This is a genomic window from Enterobacter sp. ku-bf2 (genome assembly GCF_001742765.1).
Lineage (GTDB): Bacteria > Pseudomonadota > Gammaproteobacteria > Enterobacterales > Enterobacteriaceae > Enterobacter > Enterobacter quasiroggenkampii.
In genome coordinates this window covers 82,643-109,276 of sequence record NZ_MDVW01000003.1, presented here as the reverse complement: position 1 = coordinate 109,276, position 26,634 = coordinate 82,643, and the positions used below count along the sequence as shown (strand labels likewise).

24 protein-coding genes are annotated in these 26,634 nt (G+C 56.7%); 12 read left to right on the top strand and 12 right to left on the bottom strand.

The features are described from left to right. Nucleotides 1–2: 2 nt before the first annotated feature. The 4 genes from ppx to purM form a co-directional block, all read right to left on the bottom strand. Nucleotides 3–1,541 carry an exopolyphosphatase gene (ppx, locus tag BFG58_RS09970; RefSeq protein WP_008501646.1) on the bottom strand — a complete coding sequence of 513 codons (1,539 nt, stop codon included), beginning with the start codon at nucleotides 1,539–1,541 and terminating at the stop codon, nucleotides 3–5. 3 nt (nucleotides 1,542–1,544) lie between these two features. After that, nucleotides 1,545–3,605, bottom strand: coding sequence for a polyphosphate kinase 1 (ppk1, locus tag BFG58_RS09965; RefSeq protein WP_048029611.1), 2,061 nt, complete (start codon nucleotides 3,603–3,605; stop codon nucleotides 1,545–1,547). A 220-nt stretch (nucleotides 3,606–3,825) separates the two neighbouring features. Beyond that, a complete protein-coding gene (gene purN, locus BFG58_RS09960; RefSeq protein WP_021241814.1) occupies nucleotides 3,826–4,467 on the bottom strand; it encodes a phosphoribosylglycinamide formyltransferase in 642 nt (213 codons plus the stop codon). Next, the gene (purM, locus tag BFG58_RS09955; protein WP_025758936.1) at nucleotides 4,464–5,501 is read right to left on the bottom strand and encodes a phosphoribosylformylglycinamidine cyclo-ligase; all 1,038 of its coding nucleotides are present in this window, start codon (nucleotides 5,499–5,501) and stop codon (nucleotides 4,464–4,466) included. Before purM ends, purN begins: the two co-directional genes overlap by 4 nt. Before the next feature lie 266 nt (nucleotides 5,502–5,767). Here purM and BFG58_RS09950 point away from each other — a divergent pair, with 266 nt between their 5' ends. From BFG58_RS09950 to BFG58_RS09935, 4 genes are all read left to right on the top strand, one after another. Beyond that, nucleotides 5,768–7,198: a 6-phospho-beta-glucosidase gene (locus BFG58_RS09950; RefSeq protein WP_069719748.1), complete on the top strand. Its 1,431-nt coding sequence runs from the start codon at nucleotides 5,768–5,770 to the stop codon at nucleotides 7,196–7,198. Between the two features lie 215 nt (nucleotides 7,199–7,413). Next, the gene (gene upp / locus BFG58_RS09945; protein ID WP_008501641.1) at nucleotides 7,414–8,040 is read left to right on the top strand and encodes a uracil phosphoribosyltransferase; all 627 of its coding nucleotides are present in this window, start codon (nucleotides 7,414–7,416) and stop codon (nucleotides 8,038–8,040) included. 86 nt (nucleotides 8,041–8,126) lie between these two features. Beyond that, the gene (gene uraA / locus BFG58_RS09940) at nucleotides 8,127–9,416 is read left to right on the top strand and encodes a uracil permease (protein ID WP_032675304.1); all 1,290 of its coding nucleotides are present in this window, start codon (nucleotides 8,127–8,129) and stop codon (nucleotides 9,414–9,416) included. Nucleotides 9,417–9,511: 95 nt separating this feature from the next. Next, nucleotides 9,512–10,213 carry a DnaA inactivator Hda gene (locus BFG58_RS09935; protein WP_213014348.1) on the top strand — a complete coding sequence of 234 codons (702 nt, stop codon included), beginning with the start codon at nucleotides 9,512–9,514 and terminating at the stop codon, nucleotides 10,211–10,213. Between the two features lie 84 nt (nucleotides 10,214–10,297). On the opposite strand, the gene arsC is transcribed toward BFG58_RS09935, so the two are convergent. Together arsC and bepA are read right to left on the bottom strand one after the other, a co-directional pair. Beyond that, nucleotides 10,298–10,654 carry an arsenate reductase (glutaredoxin) gene (arsC, locus tag BFG58_RS09930; protein WP_032675303.1) on the bottom strand — a complete coding sequence of 119 codons (357 nt, stop codon included), beginning with the start codon at nucleotides 10,652–10,654 and terminating at the stop codon, nucleotides 10,298–10,300. An 18-nt stretch (nucleotides 10,655–10,672) separates the two neighbouring features. Beyond that, nucleotides 10,673–12,136, bottom strand: coding sequence for a beta-barrel assembly-enhancing protease (bepA, locus tag BFG58_RS09925; protein WP_045908582.1), 1,464 nt, complete (start codon nucleotides 12,134–12,136; stop codon nucleotides 10,673–10,675). Between the two features lie 221 nt (nucleotides 12,137–12,357). Here bepA and BFG58_RS09920 point away from each other — a divergent pair, with 221 nt between their 5' ends. Beyond that, nucleotides 12,358–13,422 (top strand): AI-2E family transporter, encoded by a 1,065-nt coding sequence (locus BFG58_RS09920; protein WP_045908583.1) that lies wholly within the window; start codon nucleotides 12,358–12,360, stop codon nucleotides 13,420–13,422. 83 nt (nucleotides 13,423–13,505) lie between these two features. On the opposite strand, the gene bcp is transcribed toward BFG58_RS09920, so the two are convergent. Further along, nucleotides 13,506–13,976 carry a thioredoxin-dependent thiol peroxidase gene (gene bcp / locus BFG58_RS09915; RefSeq protein WP_008501635.1) on the bottom strand — a complete coding sequence of 157 codons (471 nt, stop codon included), beginning with the start codon at nucleotides 13,974–13,976 and terminating at the stop codon, nucleotides 13,506–13,508. Beyond that, nucleotides 13,976–14,545: a glycine cleavage system transcriptional repressor gene (locus tag BFG58_RS09910; RefSeq protein ID WP_023325845.1), complete on the bottom strand. Its 570-nt coding sequence runs from the start codon at nucleotides 14,543–14,545 to the stop codon at nucleotides 13,976–13,978. Before BFG58_RS09910 ends, bcp begins: the two co-directional genes overlap by 1 nt. Before the next feature lie 145 nt (nucleotides 14,546–14,690). Here BFG58_RS09910 and dapA point away from each other — a divergent pair, with 145 nt between their 5' ends. The 6 genes from dapA to ypfH all read left to right on the top strand — a co-directional run bounded on the left by dapA (nucleotide 14,691) and on the right by ypfH (nucleotide 21,148). Then, nucleotides 14,691–15,569, top strand: a complete 879-nt coding sequence (gene dapA, locus BFG58_RS09905) for a 4-hydroxy-tetrahydrodipicolinate synthase (RefSeq protein WP_008501633.1) — start codon at nucleotides 14,691–14,693, stop codon at nucleotides 15,567–15,569. A gap of 16 nt (nucleotides 15,570–15,585) precedes the next feature. Beyond that, nucleotides 15,586–16,620: an outer membrane protein assembly factor BamC gene (bamC, locus tag BFG58_RS09900; RefSeq protein ID WP_048029613.1), complete on the top strand. Its 1,035-nt coding sequence runs from the start codon at nucleotides 15,586–15,588 to the stop codon at nucleotides 16,618–16,620. A 109-nt stretch (nucleotides 16,621–16,729) separates the two neighbouring features. Then, nucleotides 16,730–17,443 (top strand): phosphoribosylaminoimidazolesuccinocarboxamide synthase, encoded by a 714-nt coding sequence (purC, locus tag BFG58_RS09895; protein ID WP_008501631.1) that lies wholly within the window; start codon nucleotides 16,730–16,732, stop codon nucleotides 17,441–17,443. Nucleotides 17,444–17,563: 120 nt separating this feature from the next. Continuing rightward, a complete protein-coding gene (locus BFG58_RS09890) occupies nucleotides 17,564–18,433 on the top strand; it encodes a neutral zinc metallopeptidase (protein WP_028016137.1) in 870 nt (289 codons plus the stop codon). After that, nucleotides 18,433–20,379, top strand: coding sequence for a tRNA(Met) cytidine acetyltransferase TmcA (locus BFG58_RS09885; protein ID WP_069719747.1), 1,947 nt, complete (start codon nucleotides 18,433–18,435; stop codon nucleotides 20,377–20,379). Before BFG58_RS09890 ends, BFG58_RS09885 begins: the two co-directional genes overlap by 1 nt. Before the next feature lie 73 nt (nucleotides 20,380–20,452). Beyond that, entirely contained in the window at nucleotides 20,453–21,148 is a 696-nt protein-coding gene (gene ypfH, locus BFG58_RS09880) for an esterase (RefSeq protein WP_069719746.1), read from the top strand. Nucleotides 21,149–21,186: 38 nt separating this feature from the next. Here ypfH and BFG58_RS09875 read toward each other — a convergent pair whose 3' ends face one another. Genes BFG58_RS09875 through BFG58_RS09865 form a run of 3 tightly spaced genes read right to left on the bottom strand, consistent with a single transcriptional unit; the run spans nucleotide 21,187 to nucleotide 22,897 of the window. Beyond that, a complete protein-coding gene (locus BFG58_RS09875; RefSeq protein ID WP_008501627.1) occupies nucleotides 21,187–21,384 on the bottom strand; it encodes a YpfN family protein in 198 nt (65 codons plus the stop codon). 24 nt (nucleotides 21,385–21,408) lie between these two features. Continuing rightward, the gene (gene dapE / locus BFG58_RS09870) at nucleotides 21,409–22,536 is read right to left on the bottom strand and encodes a succinyl-diaminopimelate desuccinylase (RefSeq protein ID WP_023294260.1); all 1,128 of its coding nucleotides are present in this window, start codon (nucleotides 22,534–22,536) and stop codon (nucleotides 21,409–21,411) included. A gap of 10 nt (nucleotides 22,537–22,546) precedes the next feature. Then, the gene (locus tag BFG58_RS09865; RefSeq protein ID WP_023294259.1) at nucleotides 22,547–22,897 is read right to left on the bottom strand and encodes an ArsC family reductase; all 351 of its coding nucleotides are present in this window, start codon (nucleotides 22,895–22,897) and stop codon (nucleotides 22,547–22,549) included. 387 nt (nucleotides 22,898–23,284) lie between these two features. On the opposite strand from BFG58_RS09865, the gene ypfM reads away from it, so the two are divergent. Continuing rightward, nucleotides 23,285–23,344, top strand: a complete 60-nt coding sequence (gene ypfM, locus BFG58_RS23815) for a protein YpfM (protein WP_015572204.1) — start codon at nucleotides 23,285–23,287, stop codon at nucleotides 23,342–23,344. 109 nt (nucleotides 23,345–23,453) lie between these two features. Here ypfM and acrD read toward each other — a convergent pair whose 3' ends face one another. Then, a complete protein-coding gene (gene acrD / locus BFG58_RS09860) occupies nucleotides 23,454–26,567 on the bottom strand; it encodes a multidrug efflux RND transporter permease AcrD (protein WP_069719745.1) in 3,114 nt (1,037 codons plus the stop codon). Nucleotides 26,568–26,634 lie beyond the last annotated feature (67 nt).

The following is a 26,634-nucleotide window of genomic DNA, read 5'->3' as shown; positions in this document are numbered from 1 at the left end:
CGTTACGCGGCGACGTCAGCGCTCTCTTCTTCAATTTTGAGCAGCCAGCCGGTGACCGCTTCCCAGTACTGTTGTTCTTTTTCCAGGTCCAGCAGGACCAGCGCATTCTGGCTGAACCAGTCGTGCGGGAAGCTCAGCGTCCAGTGATGGTCGTCGGTTTTAAGCTTCAGCGTGGGCGGCGTGGTGGTCGCCTGACGCTGGTTATTGAGTAGCACGCCAAGACGCAGCAGCTGAATGAGCGGCAGGAACTGCTTTTTCTTGAACAGCGTGAAGCGCGGCAGGTCGTCGAGCTTGATGGCTTTGCGGTGATACCGCACCAGGGTCGCCATCATGGTTTGCTGCTCCTGGTTGAAGCCCGGCAGATCGCTGTTTTGCAGAATATAGGCCGAATGGCGGTGCATCCCGCTATGGTTGATGTTCAGCCCCACCTCATGGAGCATCGCGGCCCATTTTAACAGCGCGGCAAGCTGCGGGTGCGCGAGCTTCGGATTCTGCTCTTCCCACTGCTCGTACATCTGCACCGTGGTGTCCAGCACGCGCTTCGCCTGCTCGCGGTCGATGTTGTACTGGTTAGCCAGGCTTTGCGCGGTGCGGCTGCGAATATCCTGATGGCGGAAACGGCCTTCCATTTCGTACAGCACGCCTTCGCGCAGCGCGCCGTCGGAAAGGCGCAACTCTTTAATGGCGAGAGCGTCAAACACGCCGCAGAGGATGGCCAGCCCCGGCACGAAGACCGCCTTACGCTCGTCGGAAAGACCTGGCAGGCTTAAGGCGTCAAAACTTTTATGCTTCAGCACTTCGTCGGTCAGCAGCGTCAGGCGTTCGGGCGTGATGAACCCGTCTTTTTCACCCATTGCCAGCAGCACCTCATGTGCCGCTTTGATGGTGCCTGACGCGCCCAGCGCCACGTTCCAGCCCTGAATACGGTACTGCCAGGCCAGGTTTTCCAGTTTCTGGACAGCTGCCATACGCGCACGCTGGAAGTTCTCGCGGGTGATGGTGCCGCCCGGGAAATACATCTGCGCGAAGCTGACGCAGCCCATACGGCGGCTTTCCACCAGGCGAGGCTCAAAGTCTTCGCCGATCACCAGCTCCGTAGAACCGCCGCCGATGTCGATTACCAGCTTGCGCCCTTTTTCCGGCTGGGTGTGTTCGACGCCCATGAAAATCAGACGCGCTTCCTCGTTACCGGAGATGATCTCAATCGGGTAGGGGATCACCTTTTCGGCCCGCTTGAGAAACTCTGGCGCGTTCAGCGCCTGGCGCAGGGTGTGGGTGCCCACAATGCAGACGCTGGAGGGCGAGAAGCCCTGCAGGCGTTCAGCAAACAGCGACAGGCAGTTTAACCCACGCTCCATTGCCTCTTCGCTGAGCATGCTGCGTTCATCAAGGCCATCCGCCAGGTGCACGCGCTGCTTCAGACGACCAATGATCTGCAGCGCGCCATCCACCTCACGGGCGATGACCATATGGAAACTGTTAGAGCCTAGATCGACCGCGGCGAATTCCTGCGGGCGTGGGGTCTTATCATTTATCGGCATAGGTTAATCGGGTTGCTCGAGTGATTTGATATAGTCGTAAATCGCCAGTTGCGACCGCACTTTGCGGCGGTTGCCGCGCGGTACATAGCGGTTACTGAGTTCTTTGTCGATATAGCGTGCTTTCACGGTATCGCTGAACAGAATCTCGATGATGTCGAGGATCTGCTGCTTCAGGCGCGGATCCAGCAGCGGTGCCGCGACTTCAATTCGGTAGTCAATATTGCGCGTCATCCAGTCTGCCGAAGAGAGATAGACCTGTTTATCACCCGCATTATCGAAAATATAGACCCGATCGTGTTCCAGGTAGCGGTCAACAATGCTGATCACGCGAATATTGTCGCTGATGCCTTCCAGTTCCGGGATCAGCGAGCACATGCCGCGGATCAGCAGGTTAACCGGTACGCCGGAGCTGGACGCGGCGTACAGCCTGTCTACCAGCCCTTTGTCCACCAGGTTGTTGAGCTTCAGCGTGATGCCGGACGACAGCCCTTTCTGGGCATTGGCGATCTCTTTATCGATCATATCGTACAACAGACGGCGCGAGTTCTGCGGCGAGACCAGCAGATAGTCGAAGCTTACCGGACGGTACGGGTTCTCAATAAAGTTAAAGACCCGGCGCACCTCGTTGGTGATGCGGGCATCGGCGGTCAGCAGCGAGTAGTCGGTATAGATTCGCGCCGTTTTCTCGTTAAAGTTCCCGGTACCGATGTGGGCGTAGCGCACCACCTCGTCGCCCTCTTTACGGGAGATCAGGAACAGCTTGGCGTGAATTTTCAGCCCCGGCGCGGAGAAGATGACGTGTACACCGGCTTCCGTCAGACGACGCGCCCAGTGAATGTTCGCCTCTTCGTCGAAGCGCGCCTGCAGCTCCACCACCACGGTCACTTTTTTGGCGTTGTGCGCCGCGTGGATCATCGCATCGATGATGCGGGAATCTTTTGCCACGCGGTAGATGTTAATTTTGATCGCCAGCACGCTCGGGTCGAACGAGGCCTGACGCAGCAGTTCCAGCACGTGTTCAAAGGTGTGATACGGATAGTAGAGCAGGACATCGCGTTCGCGGATGGCGTCAAAACCGTTGCGGAATTTATCGAACCAGAGATGGCGCAGGCGCGGCAGCGGCTTGTTCACCAGATTGGCTTTGCCGACGTTCGGGAAACCGATAAAGTCTTTAAAGTTGTGGTAACGGCCACCCGGCACGATGGAGTCATAGCGCGAAATGGTCAGCTTCTCGCGCAGCATCTCCACCATGGCGTCCGGCATATCGCGCTGATAAACAAAGCGCACCGGCTCGGCCGTCAGGCGCTGTTTCAGGCTGGAGGACATCAGCTCCATCAGGCTGGCTTCCATCTCGTGCACCAGGTCATATTCGGCGTCACGGGTCATCTTCATCGAGTAGGCGTTTAACGCATCGTAATCGAAGAAGCCTTTGAAGATGTCGTCCAGACAGTAGCGCAGGATATTATCGAGCAGGATCATCGGCTTGCGTCTGCGCGGGGTTTCCGGCGGCAGGTTCACAAAGCGCGGCACTTTGTCGGACGGGATCTCCAGCAGCGCGTAACGGATAGATTCACCGCGGATAATTTCCACAGCCAGATAGGTGTAGTCATCTTTCAGGAACTGCACCAGATCGGTTTCGCGGTTGATGAGAATCGGGGTAATGTGCTGGCGCAGGTACTGTTTAAAATAGTGGCGCAGCCAGTTTTGTTGGTTAACGGAAAGCTGACGTTCGTTAATCAGGAAGATTTGATTACGCGCCATCTCCAGCAGCAGTTCGTTATACAGGCCGTCAAATTCCTGATCGGCTTTCAACACGCGGGACTGGATTTTGCCCAGCAGGTGCCGCGAGTGCGAGTTTAGGCCCTGTTCTTCGCTGATGATGATGCGTCTCTTTAGCTCGGCAAAGCGAACCTTGTAGAACTCATCCAGGTTGTTGGAATAGATGCCCAAAAAACGCATGCGTTCGATCAGCGGGTTACTTTTGTCAGCCGCTTCCTGGAGTACACGTTCGTTAAATGCTAACCAGCTTAGCTCTTTCTCGATATATAACTTTTCCTGACCCATTACAGCTCACACTCCAGTTCAATCACAGGACGTGGTAAATCCGTCTCGTCCTTATTATGGCGAGCATTTCCACGATATGTCCAACAGTGCCAGAAAAGTATGACAGTTATTTTTTTTGTTGGGGAATTTAGAGGGTTGGGGGAGGGGGGCGCTGCGCTTATCACGACCTACGGGATCGTAGGCCCGTGCAAGCGAAGCGCCGCCGGGCAATTCAAAGAGACTACTCTTCGGCAGCATGACCCTGTGGGGGTAACTTCACGCCATCCAGCCAGGCTGCGCCGTCGCGCATTTCAAGACGCCCGTCAACAAACCAGCTTACCACCAGTGGGTAAATGGCATGCTCCTGGGTCTGCACGCGTTCGGTCACGTCTTCTTCGCTGTCGCCGTCAAAGACCGGGACTTTGGCCTGCAGGATCACCGGACCGCCGTCCAGCTCGTCGGTCACGAAATGCACGGAGGTGCCGTGCTCCTCATCGCCGTTTTCCAGAACCTGACGATGGGTGTGCAGGCCGGGATATTTCGGCAGAAGAGAAGGGTGAATATTCAGCAAACGTCCGGCGTAGTGCGCGACAAAGGCCGGGCTCAGAATGCGCATATAGCCCGCCAGCACCACGACGTCCGGCGCGTAGGCATCAATCTCCTGAACCAGCTCGCGGTCAAAGGCTTCACGCCCGGCGAACTGGCTGGCTTCCAGCGCGTGCGCGGGTATGTTTGCTTCCCGCGCGCGCTCAAGGCCGAACGCGTCGGCCTTGTTGCTGAATACTGCCCGAATGGTGCCGTTGATTTTCTTCTGCTTGCAGGCGTCTATGATGGCCTGCAAATTACTTCCGTTGCCGGAAATGAGCACCACGATGTTTTTCATTCAATGACCACACGCTGTTCGGAATCGGAGGCTTTAATCGTACCGATTTTCCACGCGTTTTCACCTTTCTCGGTCAGCAGCTTGACCGCTTTATCCGCTTCGCTTGCCGGCAGGGCGATAACCATGCCCACGCCGCAGTTAAAGGTGCGGTACATTTCGTGAGAGCTCACGTTGCCTGCGGTCTGCAGCCAGTTAAAGACCGCTGGCCACTGCCATGAGGACTCGTCGATCACCGCCTGGGTGTTGTCCGGCAGCACGCGCGGGATGTTTTCCCAGAAGCCACCACCGGTCAGGTGGGCAATAGCGTGCACGTCAACGTTCTCGATCAGTTCCAGCACGTTCTTCACGTAGATGCGGGTTGGGGCCAGCAGATGGTCAGCCAGCGGTTTCCCTTCAAGCTCGGTCGTCTGTGGGTCGCAACCGCTCACCTCGAGGATTTTACGCACCAGGGAGTAGCCGTTGGAGTGCGGGCCGCTGGAGGCCAGCGCGATCAGCACATCGCCATCCGCCACTTTGCTGCCGTCAATAATTTCTGATTTTTCTACTACGCCGACGCAGAAGCCTGCGACGTCATAATCTTCGCCGTGATACATGCCCGGCATTTCCGCGGTTTCACCGCCGACCAGCGCACAGCCAGACTGCAGGCACCCTTCGGCGATACCGTTGATCACGCTTGCCGCGGTATCCACGTCCAGTTTGCCGGTCGCGTAGTAATCGAGGAAGAACAGCGGCTCTGCGCCCTGAACCACCAGGTCATTCACGCACATCGCGACCAGATCGATACCGATCGTGTCGTGACGTTTTAAATCCATCGCCAGGCGTAGTTTGGTGCCTACACCGTCAGTTCCCGAGACCAGAACAGGTTCACGATATTTTTGCGGCAGCGCGCACAGTGCGCCGAATCCACCCAGACCACCCATCACTTCCGGGCGGCGGGTTTTTTTCACCACACCTTTGATTCGGTCAACCAGCGCATTACCTGCGTCAATATCAACACCGGCATCTTTGTAGCTGAGAGAAGTTTTGTTGGTCACGGCTTAAATCCCCACGCGATTGCATAGCTAGTAAGAAAAATCGGCGCAATTCTAACAGTCCAGGCAAACGTTTGCGAGCCTATTCTCGGCGAGAGGATCTTTTTTTACGCGCAGCCTGCCAGTGCGCCCAAACTTGCGTCTGTTCACGAAAATGAAACCGGTTTCGGTATTCTCCTTGCAACCCGAAACGGCTTTGCACATCATTCAACTGAAACCGGTTTCTGTAATTGTTTTTGCAGAAAATAACGCAGAATGAGGGAAAGCGAATGTCAGGATTTAAAGCAGATTTTCTGTGGGGCGGTGCGGTTGCGGCGCACCAGCTGGAAGGCGGCTGGAAAGAAGGGGGGAAAGGCGTAAGCGTAGCCGACGTCATGACTGCAGGCGCGCACGGCGTGCCGCGTGAAATCACCAACGGCGTGCTGCCGGGGAAAAATTACCCTAACCATGACGCCATCGATTTCTACCACCGCTATAAAGAAGACATCAAACTCTTTGCCGAGATGGGGTTCAAATGCTTCCGCACCTCTATCGCCTGGACGCGCATTTTTCCGAGAGGGGACGAGCTTGAGCCGAACGAGGCTGGCCTGAAATTCTATGACGACCTGTTCGACGAGTGCCTGAAGTACGGCATCGAACCGGTTATTACCCTCTCTCACTTCGAGATGCCTTTCCACCTGGTCACCGAATACGGCGGCTGGCGCAACCGTAAGCTGATCGACTTCTTCGTTCGTTTTGCAAAAGTGGTTTTCCAGCGCTATCAGCATAAAGTGAAGTACTGGATGACCTTTAACGAGATCAACAACCAGGCCAACTTCCACGAAGACTTTGCGCCGTTCACCAACTCCGGACTGAAGTACGCGCCGGGCGAAGACCGTGAGCCGGTGATGTTCCAGGCCGCGCACTATGAGCTGGTGGCCAGCGCGCTGGCGGTGAAGGCGGGGCGCGAGATTAACCCGTCCCTGCAGATCGGCTGCATGATTGCCATGTGCCCAATCTACCCGCTGACCTGCGCGCCGGACGACATGATGATGGCGATGAACGCCATGCACCGCCGCTACTGGTTCACCGACGTGCACGTGCGCGGCAAGTACCCGCAGCATCTGCTCAACTACTTCGAACGTCGCGGCTTCACGCTGGATATCACCGAAGAAGATAAAGCCGCGCTGACGCAGGGCTGCGTGGATTACATCGGGTTTAGCTATTATATGTCCTTCGCCACCAAGGCGACGGCGGACAACCCGCAGCTGGACTATGACGAAAGCAAGAGCCTGGTCTCCAACCCGTACGTGCAGAAATCCGACTGGGGCTGGCAGATTGACCCGGTGGGGCTGCGCTACTCCCTCAACTGGTTCTGGGATCACTACCAGCTGCCGCTGTTTATCGTTGAAAACGGTTTTGGCGCAATCGACGTGCAGGAGAGCGACGGCACGGTGAACGACCAGTACCGCATTGGCTACCTGGCCGCCCACATCCGCGAGATGAAAAAAGCGGTGGTGGAGGATGGCGTAGACCTGATGGGCTATACCCCGTGGGGCTGTATCGACCTGGTGTCTGCCGGTACCGGTGAAATGAAAAAACGCTACGGCTTTATCTTTGTCGATAAAGACAATGAAGGCAACGGCACGCTGAACCGCAGCAAGAAGAAATCGTTCGACTGGTATAAGCAGGTGATCGCGAGCAACGGGGAGCAGCTATAATTGCCCGGTGGCGCTGCGCTTACCGGGCCTACGGGATGTGTAGGCCGGGTAAGCGTTAGCGCCACCCGGCAGAACCCCGCACCCAAGCCGGAGCCCAGCCTCTGGCTTTTTTGTTTTTGATTGATGTACATCAAGCAACATGGGTATGGCCTAATCCGAAAAAAGCGGTATAATCCCGCGATTTTTTTGCGGATGCCATTCAGAGGAGAAAGAGAATGAAGATTGTGGAAGTGAAACACCCACTCGTTAAACACAAGTTGGGCCTGATGCGTGAGCATGACATCAGCACGAAGCGTTTTCGCGAACTGGCCTCTGAAGTCGGCAGCCTGCTGACCTACGAAGCGACCTCTGATCTGGAAACGGAAAAAGTCACCATCGAAGGCTGGAACGGTCCGGTACAGGTTGAGCAGATCAAAGGTAAGAAAATTACCGTCGTGCCTATCCTGCGTGCCGGTCTCGGCATGATGGAAGGCGTGCTGGAGCACGTGCCAAGCGCGCGTATCAGCGTGGTGGGGATCTACCGTAACGAAGAAACCCTCGAGCCGGTTCCTTACTTCCAGAAGCTGGTGTCCAACATCGACGAGCGTATGGCGCTGGTGGTTGACCCGATGCTGGCAACCGGCGGTTCAATGATTGCCACTATCGACCTGCTGAAAAAAGCGGGCTGCAGCAGCATTAAAGTGCTGGTGCTGGTTGCGGCACCGGAAGGGATCGCGGCGCTGGAAAAAGCGCACCCGGACGTTGAGCTGTATACCGCCTCTATCGACCAGGGTCTGAACGAGCACGGGTACATCATCCCGGGGCTCGGCGATGCCGGCGATAAGATCTTTGGTACGAAATAATCGAATAACGATAAATAAGCCGACTTTGATAGTCGGCTTTTTTTTGAATAAAACACCAACAACGATACTACTCAGAGGAAAACACTATGACGCGCCGTGCTATCGGGGTGAGTGAAAGACCGCCGCTTTTACAGACTATCCCGCTTAGTTTGCAGCACCTGTTCGCCATGTTTGGCGCAACCGTGCTGGTGCCAATCCTGTTCCACATTAACCCGGCTACCGTGCTGCTGTTCAACGGCATCGGTACGCTGCTGTACCTCTTCATCTGTAAAGGCAAAATCCCGGCGTATCTCGGGTCAAGCTTTGCCTTTATCTCTCCGGTGTTATTGTTGCTGCCGCTGGGTTATGAGGTCGCGCTGGGCGGCTTTATCATGTGTGGCGTACTGTTCTGCCTGGTCTCCTTCATCGTGAAGAAAGCCGGGACCGGCTGGCTGGACGTGATGTTCCCACCAGCGGCGATGGGTGCTATCGTGGCCGTCATCGGTCTCGAACTGGCGGGCGTGGCGGCGAATATGGCCGGTCTGCTGCCTGCGGACGGCCAGTCACCGGATTCCAAAACCATTATCATCTCGCTGGTGACGCTGGGCGTAACGGTGTTTGGCTCCGTGCTGTTCCGCGGCTTTATGGCGATTATCCCGATCCTGATCGGCGTGCTGGCAGGCTATGCGCTCTCCTTCGTGATGGGCGTGGTGGATACCACCCCGATTGCCGAGGCGCACTGGTTCGCGCTGCCAACCTTCTACACGCCGCGCTTCGAATGGTTTGCGATCTTCACCATTCTGCCTGCGGCGCTGGTGGTGATTGCGGAGCACGTCGGCCACCTGGTGGTAACGGCGAACATCGTTAAGCGCGATTTAATCCGCGATCCGGGCCTGCACCGCTCCATGTTTGCGAACGGTTTCTCCACCATCATCTCCGGTTTCTTTGGGTCTACGCCAAACACCACCTACGGTGAAAACATCGGCGTGATGGCGATTACCCGCGTTTACAGCACCTGGGTTATCGGCGGCGCGGCGATCATTGCCATTCTGCTCTCCTGCGTCGGCAAGCTGGCGGCAGCGATTCAGATCATCCCGGTTCCGGTGATGGGCGGCGTGTCTCTGCTGCTGTACGGAGTAATTGGTGCCTCCGGTATTCGCGTGCTGATTGAATCTAAAGTGGATTACAGCAAAGCGCAGAACCTGATCCTGACATCGGTGATCCTGATTATCGGCGTGAGCGGGGCGAAGGTGCACATCGGCGCGGCCGAGCTGAAAGGCATGGCGCTGGCAACCATCGTCGGCGTGGGCCTGAGCCTGATTTTCAAGCTGATCTCCGTGATCCGTCCGGAAGAGGTGGTGCTGGACGCTGACGAAAACGAAAAAGCGTCACACTGATCCTATAACCGGGCGGACGATCCGCCCGGTTCTCTCCTTGCAGGTTCCGTGTTAAACTCCATGCCGATTTTATGTCAGATCTGGTTGAGGTACTTCTGAACGGACCGGCACAGCTCTCTCTGCCACTCTATCTCCCTGACGACGAAACGTTTGCGAGTTTCTGGCCGGGTGATAACCCCTCTTTACTGGCTGCACTGCAAAACGTGCTGCGTCAGGAACACAGCGGATACATCTATATCTGGTCACGCGAAGGCGCGGGGCGCAGCCACCTGCTGCATGCCGCCTGCGCGGAGCTCTCTGCGCGCGGTGATGCGGTAGGCTATGTGCCGCTGGATAAACGAACCTGGTTTGTCCCTGACGTGCTGGAGGGGATGGAACATCTCTCCCTGGTCTGCATCGATAACATCGAATGCGTGGCGGGGGATGAGCCGTGGGAAATGGCTATCTTTAACCTCTACAACCGCATTCTGGAATCGGGCAAAACCCGGCTGCTGATCACTGGCGATCGTCCGCCTCGCCAGCTGAATCTGGGACTGCCGGATCTGGCGTCTCGCCTGGACTGGGGCCAAATCTATAAGCTTCAGCCGCTGTCGGACGAAGATAAGCTTCAGGCGCTACAGCTGCGCGCAAAGCAGCGCGGCTTTGAGCTGCCGGAAGACGTGGGCCGTTTCCTGCTGAAGCGGCTGGATCGCGAAATGCGTACGCTGTTTGACACGCTGGATCAGCTCGATCGCGCCTCCATTACCGCCCAGCGCAAGCTGACCATTCCGTTTGTGAAAGATATTCTGAAGCTATAGTTGTGCCGGGTGGCGGCTGCGCCTTACCCGGCCTACATATGGCACCCGTAGGCCCGCTAAGCGCAGCGCCACCGGGCGAAACCATCAGAGGATCTCGAGCACGTCTTCCGGCGGGCGTCCAATGCGCGCCTGGCCGTTCGCCACGACAATCGGGCGCTCAATCAGCTTTGGATTTTCAACCATCGCCTGTATCAGCTGAGCCTCGGAGAGACGGCTGTCATCCAGGTTAAGCGACGTATACAGATCTTCTTTCTTGCGCATCAGATCTCGCGCACTGCCCATGCCCAGCATATGCAGCAGTTGGCGGAGGGTCTGCGCGTCCGGTGGGGTGTCGAGGTACAGCACCACCTCCGGCTCCACGCCGTTAGACTTCAGCAGGCTCAGGGTATCGCGGCTCTTGGAGCAGCGCGGGTTGTGGTAAATTTTTACGGCGTCTGTCATGACGTGAATTCTCCTTGATTACATCTTCTCGTACGGCTTGAAGCGCTGCTGCAGGCCGCGAAGCTGATCGATACGCGCGTCGTATCGGGCCTGCTGGAGGCTGCCGAGTTTGACCTGCGAGCTGGCGCTACTGAGCGCGGAAATGGCCTGATCGAGGCGCCCCACCAGGGCAAAGCCTTCTGCGCGTGCCGCCAGCTCCTGATCGCGGTTGCCGAGCTGGGCTTCCGCCTGAGCGAGCAGATCCCAGCCGTTTTGATCGTCTTTATTATTAAAGGTGTAGCGGTTCAGGATGGTCGCCGCTTCACCCGGCTGGCCGCCCTGCAAGTAAGCATTCGCCAGGTTAAGCTGCAGCACCGGGTTGGTACGGACGTCTTTTGCCCCTTTCAGGCGGTTAATCGCATCGGCAGGCTTCTTCTGCCCCAGATCGATATCCGTTGACAGATCGAGGTACCACGGGTTGTTTGGGTCGGCAGCCAGAAGCGGCTGCAGCGCCTTACGCGCCTCGTCGTATTTGCTGGCTTCCATCGCCTGGAGCGCCTGACCATACTGCGCGGCGTTCTTCTCGCGCACGTTGCCTTTCGCCAGGGTATCCAGCAGGTCGCTGGTGAGCTGGTTACGCCCGGAATTGTACATCCCCAGCGTTCTCACCTTCGCCATGTAGAAATCCTGCGAAGACTGGACCACGACCGGGCGCATCTGGTTGGCACGGTTACGCGCGTCCGACAGACGGCTTTCAGGCAGCGGGTGCGTGAGCAAAATTTCCGGTGGACGGGAAGAATAACGCGCCTGATCGAGCAGTTTTTCGAGGAAGCTCGGCATGGCCTGCGGATCAAAGCCTGAGCGCTGTAACACCTGAATGCCGATGCGGTCCGCTTCCTGCTCGTTCTGCTGGGTAAAGCTGATCATCCCCTGGCGCGTTCCTGCCAGCGTACCGGTCAGCGCTGCCATCCCGGCCTGCGGGCTGGCCATCGCCAGCAGAATCGATCCCAGTGCGCCCACCCAAGTGAGGGGAGCGTTACGTTTCTGGTCTTCCATCGCTCGCGCCAGGTGACGCTGGGTGACGTGCGAAATTTCGTGCGCCATCACCGAGGCCAGTTGGCTTTCGTTGTCTGAGTAACGGAATAACGCCGAATGCAGCACCACGTTACCGCCAAAGAAGGCGAAGGCGTTGATTTCGTCGTTATTGATTAAATAGAAATGGAAGGGGGTTCTGACCGAATCGGCGTGTGCCACCAGACGCATTCCCAACCCGTTTATGTACTGTACCAGCAAAGGGTCGTTAATCAGCGGGGCGCTGCCGCGCAGCTGGCGAACATAGTAATCCCCCATTTGCATCTCTTGCCCAATAGAGAGCGTGCTTCCTGCTGTGGTGCCCATGTCCGGCAATGTATCGGACGAGTCAGCAAAAGCGGGCAACACCTGACCGACCGTCACCGCGGCAATCAGTGTTGCAACCAGTGTTTTTCTCAATTGCCTGAACATAACCACTGTCCTGTATGTTGGATGTGCTAATTTGACCGATGAACCGGCATATCGTTCATCTCTGCTGCCCTGCGAGTGTAGCCGTGTTGTAGCATGAAGAAAATCCCATTCATCAGGCTTTTGCGGATTGCGATCGGGATACAAAAAGCGAAAGTCTTTTTTGTGACAGTTAGATACAATTCACCGTCTCACTCCCGCCATTCGATTCAGGGAAGGGTTGTATGCTCGAAATGTTAATGCAGTGGTACCGGCGTCGCTTCAGCGACCCGGAAGCCATTGCTTTGTTGGTTATTCTGGTTGCCGGGTTCGGTATCCTGTTCTTCTTTAGCGGTCTGCTCGCCCCTCTGCTGGTGGCGATTGTGCTGGCTTACCTGCTGGAGTGGCCCACGGCGCGCCTGGAACATATCGGCTGTTCCCGCCGCTGGGCGACCAGCATCGTGCTGGTGCTGTTTGTTGGCATCCTGCTGCTGATGGCCTTTGTGGTGATGCCGGTTGCCTGGCAACAGGGAATCAACCTGATCCGCGATATGCCCGGCATGTTGAACAAACTCTCTGATTTCGCTGCCACGCTGCCGCGCCGTTATCCTGCGCTGATGGATGCCGGGATTATCGACGCGATGGCCGAAAACATGCGCGCCCGCATCATGACGATGGGCGATTCGGTGGTGAAGTACTCGCTGGCATCCCTGGTCGGACTGCTGACGCTGGCGGTCTACCTTGTGCTGGTGCCGCTGATGGTCTTCTTCCTGGTGAAAGATAAAGACCAGATGCTCAACGCCGTGCGCCGTATTCTGCCGCGCAACCGCGGGCTGGCGGGGCAGGTCTGGGAAGAGATGAACCAGCAGATCACCAACTACATTCGCGGCAAGGTGCTGGAGATGATTGTCGTGGGGGTCGCCACCTGGATTGGCTTCCTGATTTTCGGCCTGAACTACTCGCTGCTGCTGGCGGTGCTGGTGGGGTTATCGGTCCTGATCCCGTATATCGGCGCGTTTGTGGTGACCATTCCGGTGGTTGGCGTGGCGTTGTTCCAGTTTGGGCTGGGGACCGAGTTCTGGAGCTGCTTCGCGGTGTACCTGATTATTCAGGGGCTGGACGGTAACCTGCTGGTACCGGTGCTGTTCTCCGAAGCGGTAAATCTGCATCCGCTGGTGATTATCTTATCGGTGGTGATTTTCGGCGGGCTCTGGGGATTCTGGGGCGTGTTCTTCGCCATTCCGCTGGCAACGCTGATTAAAGCGGTTGTCCACGCGTGGCCGGATGTGCCGGCGGTAGAAGAGCAGTAAGTTTTGCCGGGTGGCGCTGCGCTTACCCGGCCGACTTATCCTTGTAGGTCGGGTAAGGCGAAGCCGCCACCCGACACTCACTTTCAGGCACTTTCTTTCAGCCAGTTCAACACCACGTCGTGGTGGTTGCTGGTTTTGAAGTCGTCAAACACGTGTTCAACTTTACCGTCAGCGTCAATCAGGAAGCTGATGCGGTGAATGCCGTCGTAGGTTTTACCCATAAACGTCTTCTCGCCCCAGACGCCGAACTGCTCGCAAACCTGATGATCTTCATCAGAAAGCAGCGTGAAGTTCAGCAGCTCTTTTTCAGCAAATCGTGACAGCTTTTCTGGTTTATCGGTGCTGATACCCAGCACTTCCACGCCGACTTTCTTCAACTCATCCATGTTGTCGCGTAAGCCGCAGGCCTGTACGGTGCAGCCGGGGGTCATGGCTTTCGGGTAGAAATAGACCAGAACACGCTGTCCCTGGAAGTCGGTCAAATTTACTTGCTCGCCGTCTTGATCCGGTAAGCTAAATTTCGGTGCGATGTCACCGGCTTTCAGTGGATTCATTACTCAACTCCATCCTGTTCGTGCTGCGAATAATTGACGACGCTTATACTGCCCTGCGCGTTTAATTCTGTACAGAGGGCTTTGAACGCTTGCTCGATATTTGACGCATCCTGTGATGCAGGACTGTGCGCAGTAATTTGAATAAAGAGCGTGGGAACCGTGCTTGCGTCGCCCGGCTGTGTGCGGGAAACGAGCTCGGCGATGTTCATCTGATGGCTGTCAAACAGCGCGGTGAAGCGCTCAATCAGATGCGGAGAATCAGGCACTTCAACCTGCACCCAGACGGTAGAAGGCATAGCCGGACGCGGTCGCGCGGTGGTGCGCTTCATGACGATCAGCAAGTCCAGCTCGGCGCCTTTCAGCGGCAGGGTCGATTCAATCAACGTGATGGCGTTCCATGTCCCGGAAAGCAACATAATGAATGTGAACTCTTCGCCGAGCATGGCCAGACGGCTGTCTTCGATATTACAGCCGCAGCTGCTTACGTGGCGGGTGATGGTGTTCACGATACCCGGCCTGTCGGCACCCAGCGCAGTGATAACCAGGTAATGTTGTGATGAGGTTGTCAAACCTGTTCTTCCTTTGCATGGTTAAGTCTTCCTAAGGAAAGCATAAAAAAAACATGCATACAACCGCCTGAGGGCCTCAGGTCGCTTGCTTTTATTACAGTTCCAAACGTACCATTGAGACTCTTGTTCGCACAGAGGATGGCTCATGTTCACGGGAAGTATTGTCGCGCTTGTAACACCGATGGATGAAAAAGGTAACGTCTGCCGGTCTAGCATGAAGAAGCTGATTGATTACCATGTCGCCAATGGAACCTCGGCGATCGTTTCGGTAGGGACTACCGGTGAATCTGCAACGCTGAGCCACGACGAGCACGGCGATGTGGTTATGCTGACCCTGGAACTGGCTGACGGACGTATTCCGGTCATCGCGGGCACAGGCGCGAATGCCACCGCAGAAGCGATCAGCCTGACTAAACGTTTTAACGACAGCGGCATTGTCGGCTGTCTGACGGTAACCCCTTACTACAACCGTCCCACTCAGGAAGGTTTGTTCCAGCACTTCAAAGCCATCGCTGAACATACTGACTTGCCACAAATTCTGTATAATGTGCCGTCCCGTACTGGTTGCGATATGCTGCCGGAAACCGTTGGCCGTCTCTCGGAAGTAAAAAATATTATCGGTATTAAAGAGGCGACAGGGAACTTAAGCCGCGTTCATCAGATCAAAGAGCTGGTTTCAGACGACTTTATCCTGTTGAGCGGTGATGATGCGACCGCGCTGGACTTTATGCAGCTCGGTGGTCATGGCGTGATCTCCGTAACGGCAAACGTTGCGGCGCGCGACATGGCTGAAATGTGCAAACTGGCCGCGGCCGGTCACTTTGATGAAGCGCGTGTCATCAATCAGCGTCTGATGCCGCTGCACAATAAATTATTTGTCGAACCCAATCCGATCCCAGTGAAATGGGCATGTAAGGAGTTGGGGCTTGTAGCAACCGACACGCTGCGTCTGCCAATGACACCGATTACCGACCACGGTCGTGATATCGTCAGGGCAGCGCTGAAGCATGCCGGTTTGCTGTAGAGTTTAGGGAGATTTGATGGCTTATTCAGTACAGAAGTCGCGCCTGGCGAAGGTTGCGAGTGTTTCGCTTGTTATGCTGCTCGCTGCCTGTAGTTCAGACTCGCGCTACAAGCGCCAGGTGAGCGGTGATGAATCCTATCTGGATGCGACCCCGCTTGCTGAACTTCACGCACCGGCTGGTATGATCCTGCCGATTCAGAACGGCGATTATAATATTCCCGTGACCAACGGCAGCGGCCTGGTCGGTAAAGCGCTTGATATTCGTCCACCAGCACAGCCTCTGGCGCTGGTTAACGGGGCGCGTACCCAGTTCACCGGTGATACCGCGTCTCTGATGGTTGAGAGCGCGCGCGGTAGCACGCTGTGGCCACAGGTTGTCAGCGTCATTCAGTCGAAGAACTACACCATCGATAAACGCGATGACGCCAGCCAGACGTTAACCACCGACTGGATCGAATGGAACCGTCTGGATGAAGATCAGCAGTACCGCGGTCGCTATCAAGTCTCCGTAAAACCACAGGGTTACCAGCAGGCGGTCAACGTTAAGCTGTTGAACCTGGAGCAGGCGGGTAAACCGGTTGCGGATGCCTCGTCCCTGCAACGTTACAGCACCGAAATGCTGAACGTGATTGCCGCAGGTCTGGATAAAACCGCGACCGATGCCGCCAACGCCGCGCAGAGCCGCAACGGTGTAACCTTCGATGTCCAGAGTGGCGCGGACGATACCGGCCTGCCAATGCTGGTGGTGCGCGCACCGTTTAACCAGACCTGGCAGCGTCTGCCAGCGACGCTGGAAAAAGTGGGCATGAAAGTGACCGACAGCACCCGCTCAACCGGCAGCATGACGGCAACCTATAAGCCGCTCTCCGACAGCGCGTGGCAGGAACTGGGTGCGAAAGATCCTCAGCTTGCCTCCGGTGACTACAAAATTCAGGTCGGTGACCTTGATAACCGCAGTAGCCTGCAGTTTATCGATCCAAAAGGTCACACGCTGACCCAGTCGCAGAACGATGCGCTGGTCGCTGTCTTCCAGGCAGCATTCAGCAAATAAATACGAGGGCTGGTGAATCCAGCCCTTTTTATTTTCGTGCTACGCAAACGTGTGCGTGGCATAATATTCCCAGTTTTGAACACAAATCATCACACCAGGAGTAATGAAGATGCAGAAGCAAGCTGAGTTGTATCGTGGCAAAGCGAAGACCGTATACAGCACGGAAAACCCGGATCTGTTGGTGCTCGAGTTCCGCAATGATACGTCAGCAGGGGATGGCGCACGCATTGAGCAGTTCGATCGTAAAGGCATGGTGAACAACAAGTTCAACCACTTCATTATGACCAAACTGGCCGAAGCGGGTATCCCGACTCAGATGGAAGCGTTGCTGTCCGATACGGAATGTCTGGTGAAAAAACTGGATATGGTTCCGGTTGAGTGCGTTATTCGTAACCGTGCGGCGGGCTCCCTGGTGAAGCGTCTGGGCATTGAAGAAGGTATCGAACTGAATCCACCGCTGTTCGATCTGTTCCTGAAAAACGACGCCATGCACGACCCGATGGTCAATGATTCCTACTGCGAAACCTTCGGCTGGGTGAACAAAGAGAACCTGGCGCGCATGAAAGAGCTGACCTACAAAGCCAACGACGTGCTGAAAAAATTGTTTGATGACGCGGGCCTGATCCTCGTCGACTTCAAGCTGGAGTTTGGTCTGTTCAAAGGCGAAGTGGTGCTGGGTGATGAGTTCTCTCCGGACGGCAGCCGCCTGTGGGACAAAGAAACCCTGGATAAAATGGACAAAGACCGTTTCCGTCAGAGCCTGGGTGGCCTGATTGAAGCCTACGAAGCGGTTGCTCACCGTTTAGGCGTTAAGCTCGACTAACTCCCTCACTTGCCAAAGGATGTTCGCATCCTTTGGCGTCTTACCTTTGTTTCCTATGGTAATCTTGCCGTTAACCGCCTACGATCATAGCTATTATAAATGGAATAGTTCGAGGTGGTTATGCGCTGGCAAGGGCGTCGTGAAAGTGACAATGTAGAAGACAGACGCAGTGATGGCGGCGGCGGTCCTTCCATGGGGGGACCCGGCTTCCGCTTACCCAGCGGCAAGGGCGGTATTATCCTGCTGATAGTGGTGCTGGTCGCGGGGTATTACGGCGTCGATCTCACCGGGTTAATGACCGGTCAGCCGCTGCAACAGCAGCAGCATTCTCAGCGCTCCATCAGCCCGAATGAAGATGAAGCGGCCAAATTTACCTCCGTGATCCTCGCCACAACGGAAGATACGTGGGGTCAGCTGTTTGAGAAGATGGGGCGTACCTACCAGCAGCCGAAGCTGGTGATGTACCGGGGCGCCACCCGCACCGGATGCGGTACCGGACAGTCCGTGATGGGGCCGTTCTACTGCCCGGCGGACGGCACCGTCTATATCGATCTCTCCTTTTACGATGACATGAAACGCAAGCTTGGCGCTGATGGCGATTTTGCCCAGGGCTACGTGATCGCGCATGAAGTTGGCCATCACGTGCAAAAGCTGCTGGGGATTGAGCCAAAAGTGCGCCAGCTGCAGCAAAATGCGTCTCAGGCGGAAGTGAACCGTTTGTCCGTCAAAATGGAGCTGCAGGCGGACTGCTTCGCGGGCGTCTGGGGCCACAGCATGCAGCAGCAGGGCGTGCTGGAATCCGGCGATCTTGAGGAGGCGCTGAATGCCGCTCAGGCGATCGGTGACGACCGTCTTCAGCAGCAGAGCCAGGGGCGCGTCGTGCCGGACAGCTTCACCCACGGTACCTCACAGCAGCGCTACAGCTGGTTTAAACGCGGTTTCGACAGCGGCGACCCGGCGCAGTGTAATACCTTCGGCAAAGCGATGTAATGCTGGCGTTTGATCAGCTGATACGCGAGCTTGAGCGCACCGGCCATCGTCGGCTGGTGGTGCTCAGCGGCGAGGCGCAGTGGACGTTGAGTCAGGCGACTGACCTGCGTAATACCCTGCCGGGAGACTGGCTGTGGCTGGATGATAATCCCTCTAAAGCCCTCAGCGGACTGCTGGGACGCGAATATCGGCATGCTGTCTTTGACGCGCGCGCCGGGTTTGACGTCTCAGCGTTCGCCGCGCTCAGCGGAACGCTGCGCGCCGGAAGCCTCCTTGTACTGCTGGTTCCTCCGCTTGCTGACTGGGCCGACAGGCCAGACAGCGATTCTTTGCGCTGGAGCGACAGCGCGGAGCCGATCGCCACTCCACACTTTGTGCACCACTTCTGCCGGACGCTTGCCGCCGATTCGGATGCGATTGTCTGGCAGCAGCATCGTCCCTTGTCCGTTCCCGTTGCGCCGGATTTACCCGCCTGGCAGCCTGCCAGCGGCGCACCGCAGCGTGAGCAGGCGGAGATCCTCGACGCGCTTCTGACCATGCCTGCGGGCATTGCCGCGGTAACGGCACCGCGCGGGCGCGGAAAGTCAGCGCTGGCGGGGATGCTGCTCAGTAGCATTCAGGGGCGTGCGGTGGTCACGGCACCGGCTAAAGGGGCAACGGATGTCATTGCGCGCTTTGCAGGCGAGCATTTTCACTTTATGGCCCCGGATGCGCTGCTGGCCTCCACGTTGCAGGCCGACTGGCTGATTGTCGATGAAGCTGCTGCCATCCCGGGCCCGCTGCTGGAAAAGCTGGTCACGCGCTTTCCGCGCGTAGTGTTAACCACCACGGTGCAGGGCTATGAAGGGACGGGCAGGGGTTTCCTGCTGAAGTTTTGCGCCCGTTTTAGCGGATTGCGGCATTATGCCTTATCGACCCCCATTCGCTGGGCCGCCGGATGTCCGCTTGAGCGATTCGTGGCGAATGCTCTGTTATTTGATGATGCGCTTATCGACCGCAAACCGGAAGGCGACGTGCGTATAACGCCGCTGGCGCCGCTGATGTGGGAGAGCGACCCGGCACGCGTGGCAAGCGTGTATGAACTGCTGTGTGCGGCACACTACCGCACGTCACCGCTCGATTTACGCCGGATGATGGACGCGCCCGGCCAACACTTTGCTGTTGCCGGGACGGAGGCAGAGATTGCAGGCGCGCTCTGGCTGGTGGAAGAGGGCGGGTTGTCCCCTGAGCTTAGCCGCGCCGTGTGGGCGGGATACCGGCGTCCACGCGGAAATCTCGTGGCGCAGTCCCTGGCGGCGCACGGCGGCTCTCCGCTCGCGGCGACGCTGAAAGGGCGACGGGTTAGCCGCATTGCGGTTCACCCCCTGCGCCAGCGGGAAGGCATCGGGCAACGGCTTATCCGTAGCGCCAGCGGGGAAGATTATCTGTCGGTGAGTTTCGGTTATACCGACGAGCTGTGGCATTTCTGGCAGCGGTGCGGGTTTGTGCTGGTGCGGATGGGGAGCCATCGGGAAGCCAGCAGCGGCTGCTACACGGCGATGGCGCTGCTGCCGCTGAGCGAGGCAGGGCATCGGCTGTGCGCGCAGGAACATCAGCGTTTGTGCCGGGATATGCGCGTCCTGTCGGCCTGGAACGGTGAAAAGATCCCGGTGGACGACGGCTGGGAAGCTACCCTTAATAGTGATGACTGGCGGGAGCTGGCGGGGTTTGCTTTTGCCCATCGCGCGTTTTCAACCTCGGTTGCTGCGCTGACGCGGTTGTTGCTCACCGTTGATATGCCGCTTCCGGCCCTGCGGGGGAAAATGGCTGGGAAAACGGATGAGGCCGGGCGAAAAGCGTTGCTGGCAAAGCTGCGCAGTGAAACTGCGCAAGCGCTTGAAAGCCTTGATTATCCCCGCTGCCAGCAGTTGAAGGACGCCATTTTGCAATGGCAATTTTTTCAATGACTTCTTCAGTAAAGTGGCATGGTCATTCCCGCCGGGAGGCGTAGAATCCAGGTCATCTATTAAGGAGACCACCATGAAACATGACCATTTTGTTGTTCAAAGCCCTGACAAACCGGCTAAACAGTTACTGCTTCTGTTTCATGGGGTTGGCGATAATGCCGTCAATATGGGTCAGATTGGCAGCTGGTTTTCGCCCGTTTTCCCCGACGCGCTGATTGTCAGCATTGGTGGCGTAGAGCCATGCGGCCCGAACGGGCGCCAGTGGTTCTCGGTTCAGGGCGTGACGGAAGAGAACCGTCAGGCGCGCATTGATGCCATCATGCCGACCTTTATCGAGGTCGTCCGCTACTGGCAGCAGCAGAGCGGCGTAGGAGCCGATGCCACCGCGCTGATTGGCTTCTCGCAGGGGTCAATCATGTCGCTGGAAAGCGTAAAGGCGCAGCCAGGTCTGGTGTCACGGGTGATCGCGTTTAACGGCCGTTTTGCGACGTTACCGACAAGCGCAACCACGCAGACCACGATCCACTTAATTCACGGCGGTGAAGACCGGGTGATTGAACTCTCGCATGCGGTTGCTGCCCAGGAAGCGCTGATTCGGGAAGGTGGGGATGTGACGCTGGATATCGTTGACGATCTGGGCCACGCCATTGACGACCGCAGCATGCAGTTTGCGCTCGATCGTTTACGCTATACCGTACCGAAGCACTACTTTGATGAAGCGCTCAGCGGCGGTAAGCCGGATAACGATGATATTGTTGAGTTTATGTGAGGCTATCCCCTCTCCACAGGAGAGGGGATACAGACCGGTTACTTCTTCTGGTCTTTCTTCGGCCAGTCGTCGTCATCGTCCCACTTGTCGTTGAAATCACGGTGCGGGGGAAGATCCGGTTTGTTGGCGAGAAATTTTTTATGGTCCACGCGCTTAAGGTCTTTAATCACGTTAAGCAGTACGCCGACCAGAAAAACCAACACCAGAACCCACCAGTACTTTGAAAGCCAATCCATTCGCTATTCCTCTCAGAGCGTTCGTCAGGCGACGATTTGCTCCATAATACGTTGATACATACGGGCCAGCAGTTGTAAATCTGCCGCATTGACACACTCATTTATTTTATGAATGGTTGCGTTCACTGGCCCCAGTTCGACAACCTGAGCACCCATACGGGCGATAAAGCGTCCGTCTGAGGTACCACCCGTTGTCAGCAGCTGTGGCTTAATTTCATTATAGTGCTCGATGGCGTTCACCACCGCATCCACCAGTTTGCCACGCTGCGTCAGGAACGGCTGGCCGGAAAGCCACCACTCCACGGTATAGCGCAGCTGATATTTTTCCAGCAGGGCGATAACGCGCGCCTTGATCATCTCATCGGTCAGTTCCGTGCTGAAGCGGAAGTTGAACTGGACGAAGTAATCCCCCGGGATCACGTTATTGCTGCCGGTTCCGGCCTTGACGTTTGCTATCTGCATGCTGGTCGGCGGGAAGAACTCGTTACCCTTATCCCACTCAATCGCCACCAGCTCGCTCAGCATTGGCGCGGCGCGGTGGACCGGGTTATCGGCGAGATGCGGATACGCAACGTGGCCCTGAACGCCGTGAATGGTCAGGTTACAGGTCAGCGAGCCACGGCGTCCGTTTTTGACGACGTCACCCACCACTTCGGTGCTGGACGGCTCACCGACCAGACAGTAGTCGAGACGCTCGTTGCGTGCCATCAGCGCTTCAACGACCTTTACGGTACCGTTGTGCGCGCTGGCTTCTTCGTCGGAGGTGATCAAAAACGCGAGACGGTTTTTGTGGTTCGGATGCTGCGCCACAAAGCGCTCTGCCGCCACGACCATCGCCGCCAGAGAGCCTTTCATGTCTGCCGCGCCGCGACCAAACAGCATGCCATCCCGAATGGTCGGCTCAAACGGCGGGTTAATCCAGCGATCCGCATCACCGGCGGGAACGACGTCAGTATGCCCGGCGAAGGCCAGCGTTTCGCCCTGTCCGCGCCACGCCCAGAAGTTCTGGGTATCGCCAAAATCCATGCGTTCAACGGTAAAACCGATGGCGCGCAGGCGTTCAATCATAAGAGCCTGACAACCTGCGTCGTCCGGGCTAAGGGAAGGACGGCGAATAAGCTGCTGAGTCAGCTCAATGACCGGGCATGACATAAACTACACCTCAACGAAAAAAGTCGGAATAAAGGGTTTCACTGAAACCCAGCAGCATAGGCTGCCCTGGCGCGCAGAGCAATGGGCGTTTGATAATTGCCGGCATCTCGAGCATCAGTTTTGCCGCGCTGTCGGCATCTTTGATGCTGGCGCGCAGAGAGTCGTCCAGTTTACGCCAGGTGGTACCGCGGGTGTTCAGCAGGGCTTCCCAGCCCAGTTCGCGAATAGCGCTATGCAGAAATTCTGCATCGAGCCCATCGGCACGGTAATCGTGGAAGCGGTACTCTACGCTGTTAGCGTCCAGCCAGCGGCGGGCTTTTTTGATGGTGTCGCAATTTTTAATGCCGTACATCACAACCATGGTGAATCCTTTTGATGTTCTGATAATTAAATGTTCAGTAAATTCGAAGATATATCCTTAAGTGGAATATAACACATTCAGGAATTGTCTGGATTAATGCGCCTGCTTAATTCGACTCACAACTGTACGCTGAATATTCTTTCATCATTTAAGCATAGATGTCCATAAACTTTAAAAACCCAATAAACTCAGCCAATAAAATAAAACTCACCCGTTCGTAGGGTTATTTCAAAATATTGCTGGCCGTCACAAAAAATTGAGGGCTCTCCGTTCATATTTATCATAAATCCCCGCAGGACGTGGGGTACAATCACAGCAATTGGTTAAATAGTCTTCACAATGATGGTACGTTTTTGTAGAATGCGCATAATAATAAGAGAGGTTGTTATGATTGAACGTGAACTGGGGAACTGGAAAGATTTTATCGAAGGCATGCTTCGTAAATGACATTCAGTAAGAATTGCAAGAGCACTAAAATAAGTAAAATAACCATAGTGTGAATTAATCACACAGTAAAAAGGCGGCCGATAAAGCCGCCTTTTTTTATTTCAACCACTTACTCAGGACGTTCCTTTAGCGGGAAGCGGCGACGCACCAGCACAAAGAACAGCGGAACGAAGTAAATGGCCAGGATGGTGGCCGAAATCATGCCCCCCATCACCCCCGTGCCGACGGCATGCTGGCTGCTGGAACCTGCGCCAGTGCTGGTCGCCATCGGCAGCACACCAAAAATAAACGCCAGCGACGTCATCAGGATCGGACGCAGGCGCTGACGGCAGGCGTGCAGCGTGGCGGCCATCAGTTCGTGGCCTTTGGCATTCATCTCGTTGGCAAACTCAACGATCAGAATGGCGTTTTTCGCCGATAGCCCAATGACGGTGAGCAGGCCCACCTGGAAGTAAACATCGTTCTCCAGGCCGCGCATCCAGGTCGCGAGTAGCGCACCGATAACCCCAAGGGGCACGACCAGCATGACCGAGAACGGGACCGACCAGCTCTCATACAGAGCGGCAAGGCAGAGGAAGACCACCAGCAGCGAGAGCGCGTAAAGGGCGGGGGCCTGCGCCCCTGAGAGACGCTCCTGGTAAGACATGGCCGTCCACTCGAGACCAAAACCGGCGGGCAGCTGTTGCACCAGTTTTTCCATGGTGTCCATGGCGGTACCGGTGCTGACGCCCGGCGCGGCTTCCCCGACGATTTCAACCGCAGAATAGCCGTTATAGCGTTCCAGGCGTGGCGATCCGCTCTCCCAGTGCGAACTGGCAAAGGCGGAGAACGGCACCATGCCGCCAGCATTATTTCTGACAAACCAGCGGTTAATATCATCCGGCAGCATGCGGAACGGCGCGGCGGACTGGACATACACTTTTTTCACGCGGCCGCGATCCATAAAGTCATTCACATAGCTCGACCCCCACGCCGTTTGCAGGGTGTCGTTGATATCGTTGATCGAGACGCCCAGCGCCTGCGCCTTACGCTGGTCGATATCCACCTGAAGCTGCGGGCTGTCGTCGAGGCCGTTATGGCGAACGCGGGTCAGGCCAGGATCGTTGCCTGCCAGCGCTAACAGCTTATCGCGTGCCGCCATCAGCGCCGTATGGCCTGCACCGGCGTGATCCTGCAGCTCCATATCGAACCCGGCGGAACTGCCCAGCCCGCTTATCGCCGGCGGACTGCTGGCAAAGACGCGCGCCTCTTTGATGTGCGCAAAGGCTTTTGTCGCACGTTCAATAATGGCAAACGAGGTGCCCGTCCGGGTATCGCGCTCGTCCCAGTCCTTCAGGCGGACAAACATGCGGGCGACGTTCTGCCCGTTACCACCCGGGCCGGAGCCGACGGTGGAGAAGACAGACACAACGTTGTCTTTCTCTTTGGTGAAGAAGTACTGTTCCACTTTCTGCACCACTTTCAGCGTCTGCTGCTGCGTTGCGCCGCTCGGAAGCTGCACCGAGGTGGTGAACATCCCCCGGTCTTCCATCGGCAGGAACGAGGTGGGCAGGTGCAGGAACAGCCAGACCATGCCGCCCAGCAGCACAACGTAAATCATCATCCAGCGCAGGCTGCGGTGCAGTACGCGACCGACGGCAGATTCATACCGCGCGGCGTTGCGGTTGAACATGCGGTTAAACCAGCCGAAGAACCCTTTCTGCCCGTGATGCTCCCCTTTGTGCAGTGGTTTCAGAATGGTGGCACAGAGCGCGGGGGTGAGGATCAGCGCGACCAGCACCGAGAGCACCATCGCCGAGACGATGGTGATCGAGAACTGGCGGTAAATCGCCCCGGTGGTGCCGCCAAAGAAGGCCATCGGGATAAAGACGGCCGACAGCACCATCGCAATCCCGACCAGCGCCCCCTGAATTTGCCCCATGGACTTGCGCGTCGCCTGGCGCGGAGAGAGCCCTTCTTCGCTCATGATGCGCTCGACGTTTTCAACCACCACGATGGCATCATCCACCAGAAGGCCGATTGCCAGCACCATCGCAAACATCGTCAGGGTATTAATGCTGTACCCGAAGGCGTAGAGCACCGCAAAGGTCCCCAGCAGCACCACCGGGACGGCAATGGTGGGGATCAGCGTCGCGCGGAAGTTTTGCAGGAACAGGTACATGACCAGGAACACCAGCGCGATGGCTTCGAGCAGAGTCTTCACCACGTCCTCAATGGAGGCTTTAACGAAGGAGGTGGTTTCATAGGCGACTTTGTACTCCAGCCCGTGCGGGAAATACTGCGACAGCTCGTCCAGACGGTCTAACACCAGTTTTGCCGTCGCCATTTCGTTCGCGCCGGAGGCCAGTTTAATCCCCAGACCGGAGGCCTGATTGCCGTTAAAGCGGCTCAGGTAGTCGTATTTCTCCGCCCCCATTTCCACCGTGGCGACATCGCCGAGGAGCACTTCCGACCCGTCCTGATTCACGCGCAGGGTGATATTGCGGAACTGGTCCGGCGTCTGCAGCAGGGATTGCGAATTAATGGTGGCGTTCAGGGCTTGCTTATCAACGGAAGGCGTTCCCCCCAGTTGCCCCACGGCAATCTGGGCGTTCTGGGCTTTAATGGCATCCGTCACGTCGGTTGCCGTCATCTGGTAGCTGTTCAGCTTGTTGGGATCGAGCCAGATACGCATGGAGTATTGTGAGCCGTAGGCGTCAATATCCCCGACGCCGTTGATCCGGCTGATGGGATCCTGAATATTACTGGCGACGTAGTCCGCGATGTCCTGTTTATCCATCGAGCCATCTGTCGAGACAAAGGCGATGGTCAATATGTTGGTATCGCCGGTTTTACGCACGGTCACGCCCTGGTTTTGCACCGCCTGGGGCAGCTTGCGCATGGCCGACTGCAGCTGGTTTTGGACCTGCTGCACCGCTTCGTCCGGGTCGGTGCCCGCCTTAAAGCTCAGGGTGACCGTCGCCTGTCCCGTGGCGCTGCTTTGCGAGGACATGTACATCAGGTTATCCAGACCCGTCATGTTCTGCTCGATAACCTGCGTCACGGTATTTTCCAGCGTTTGTGCCGACGCGCCGGGGTAGTTTGCGGTGACGCGCACGTTCGGCGGTGCCAGGTCGGGGTATTGCTCAACGGGAAGTGAAGTAATCGCCAGGACGCCTGTCAGACACAACAGGATGGCAAGCACCCAGGCAAAAATGGGGCGATCGATGAAAAAATTCGCCATGAAAGTGTGACCTCGTTTTGCTGCACGTCATTATTGTTTATTGCCCGCATAACTTTAGCGGTAAGGC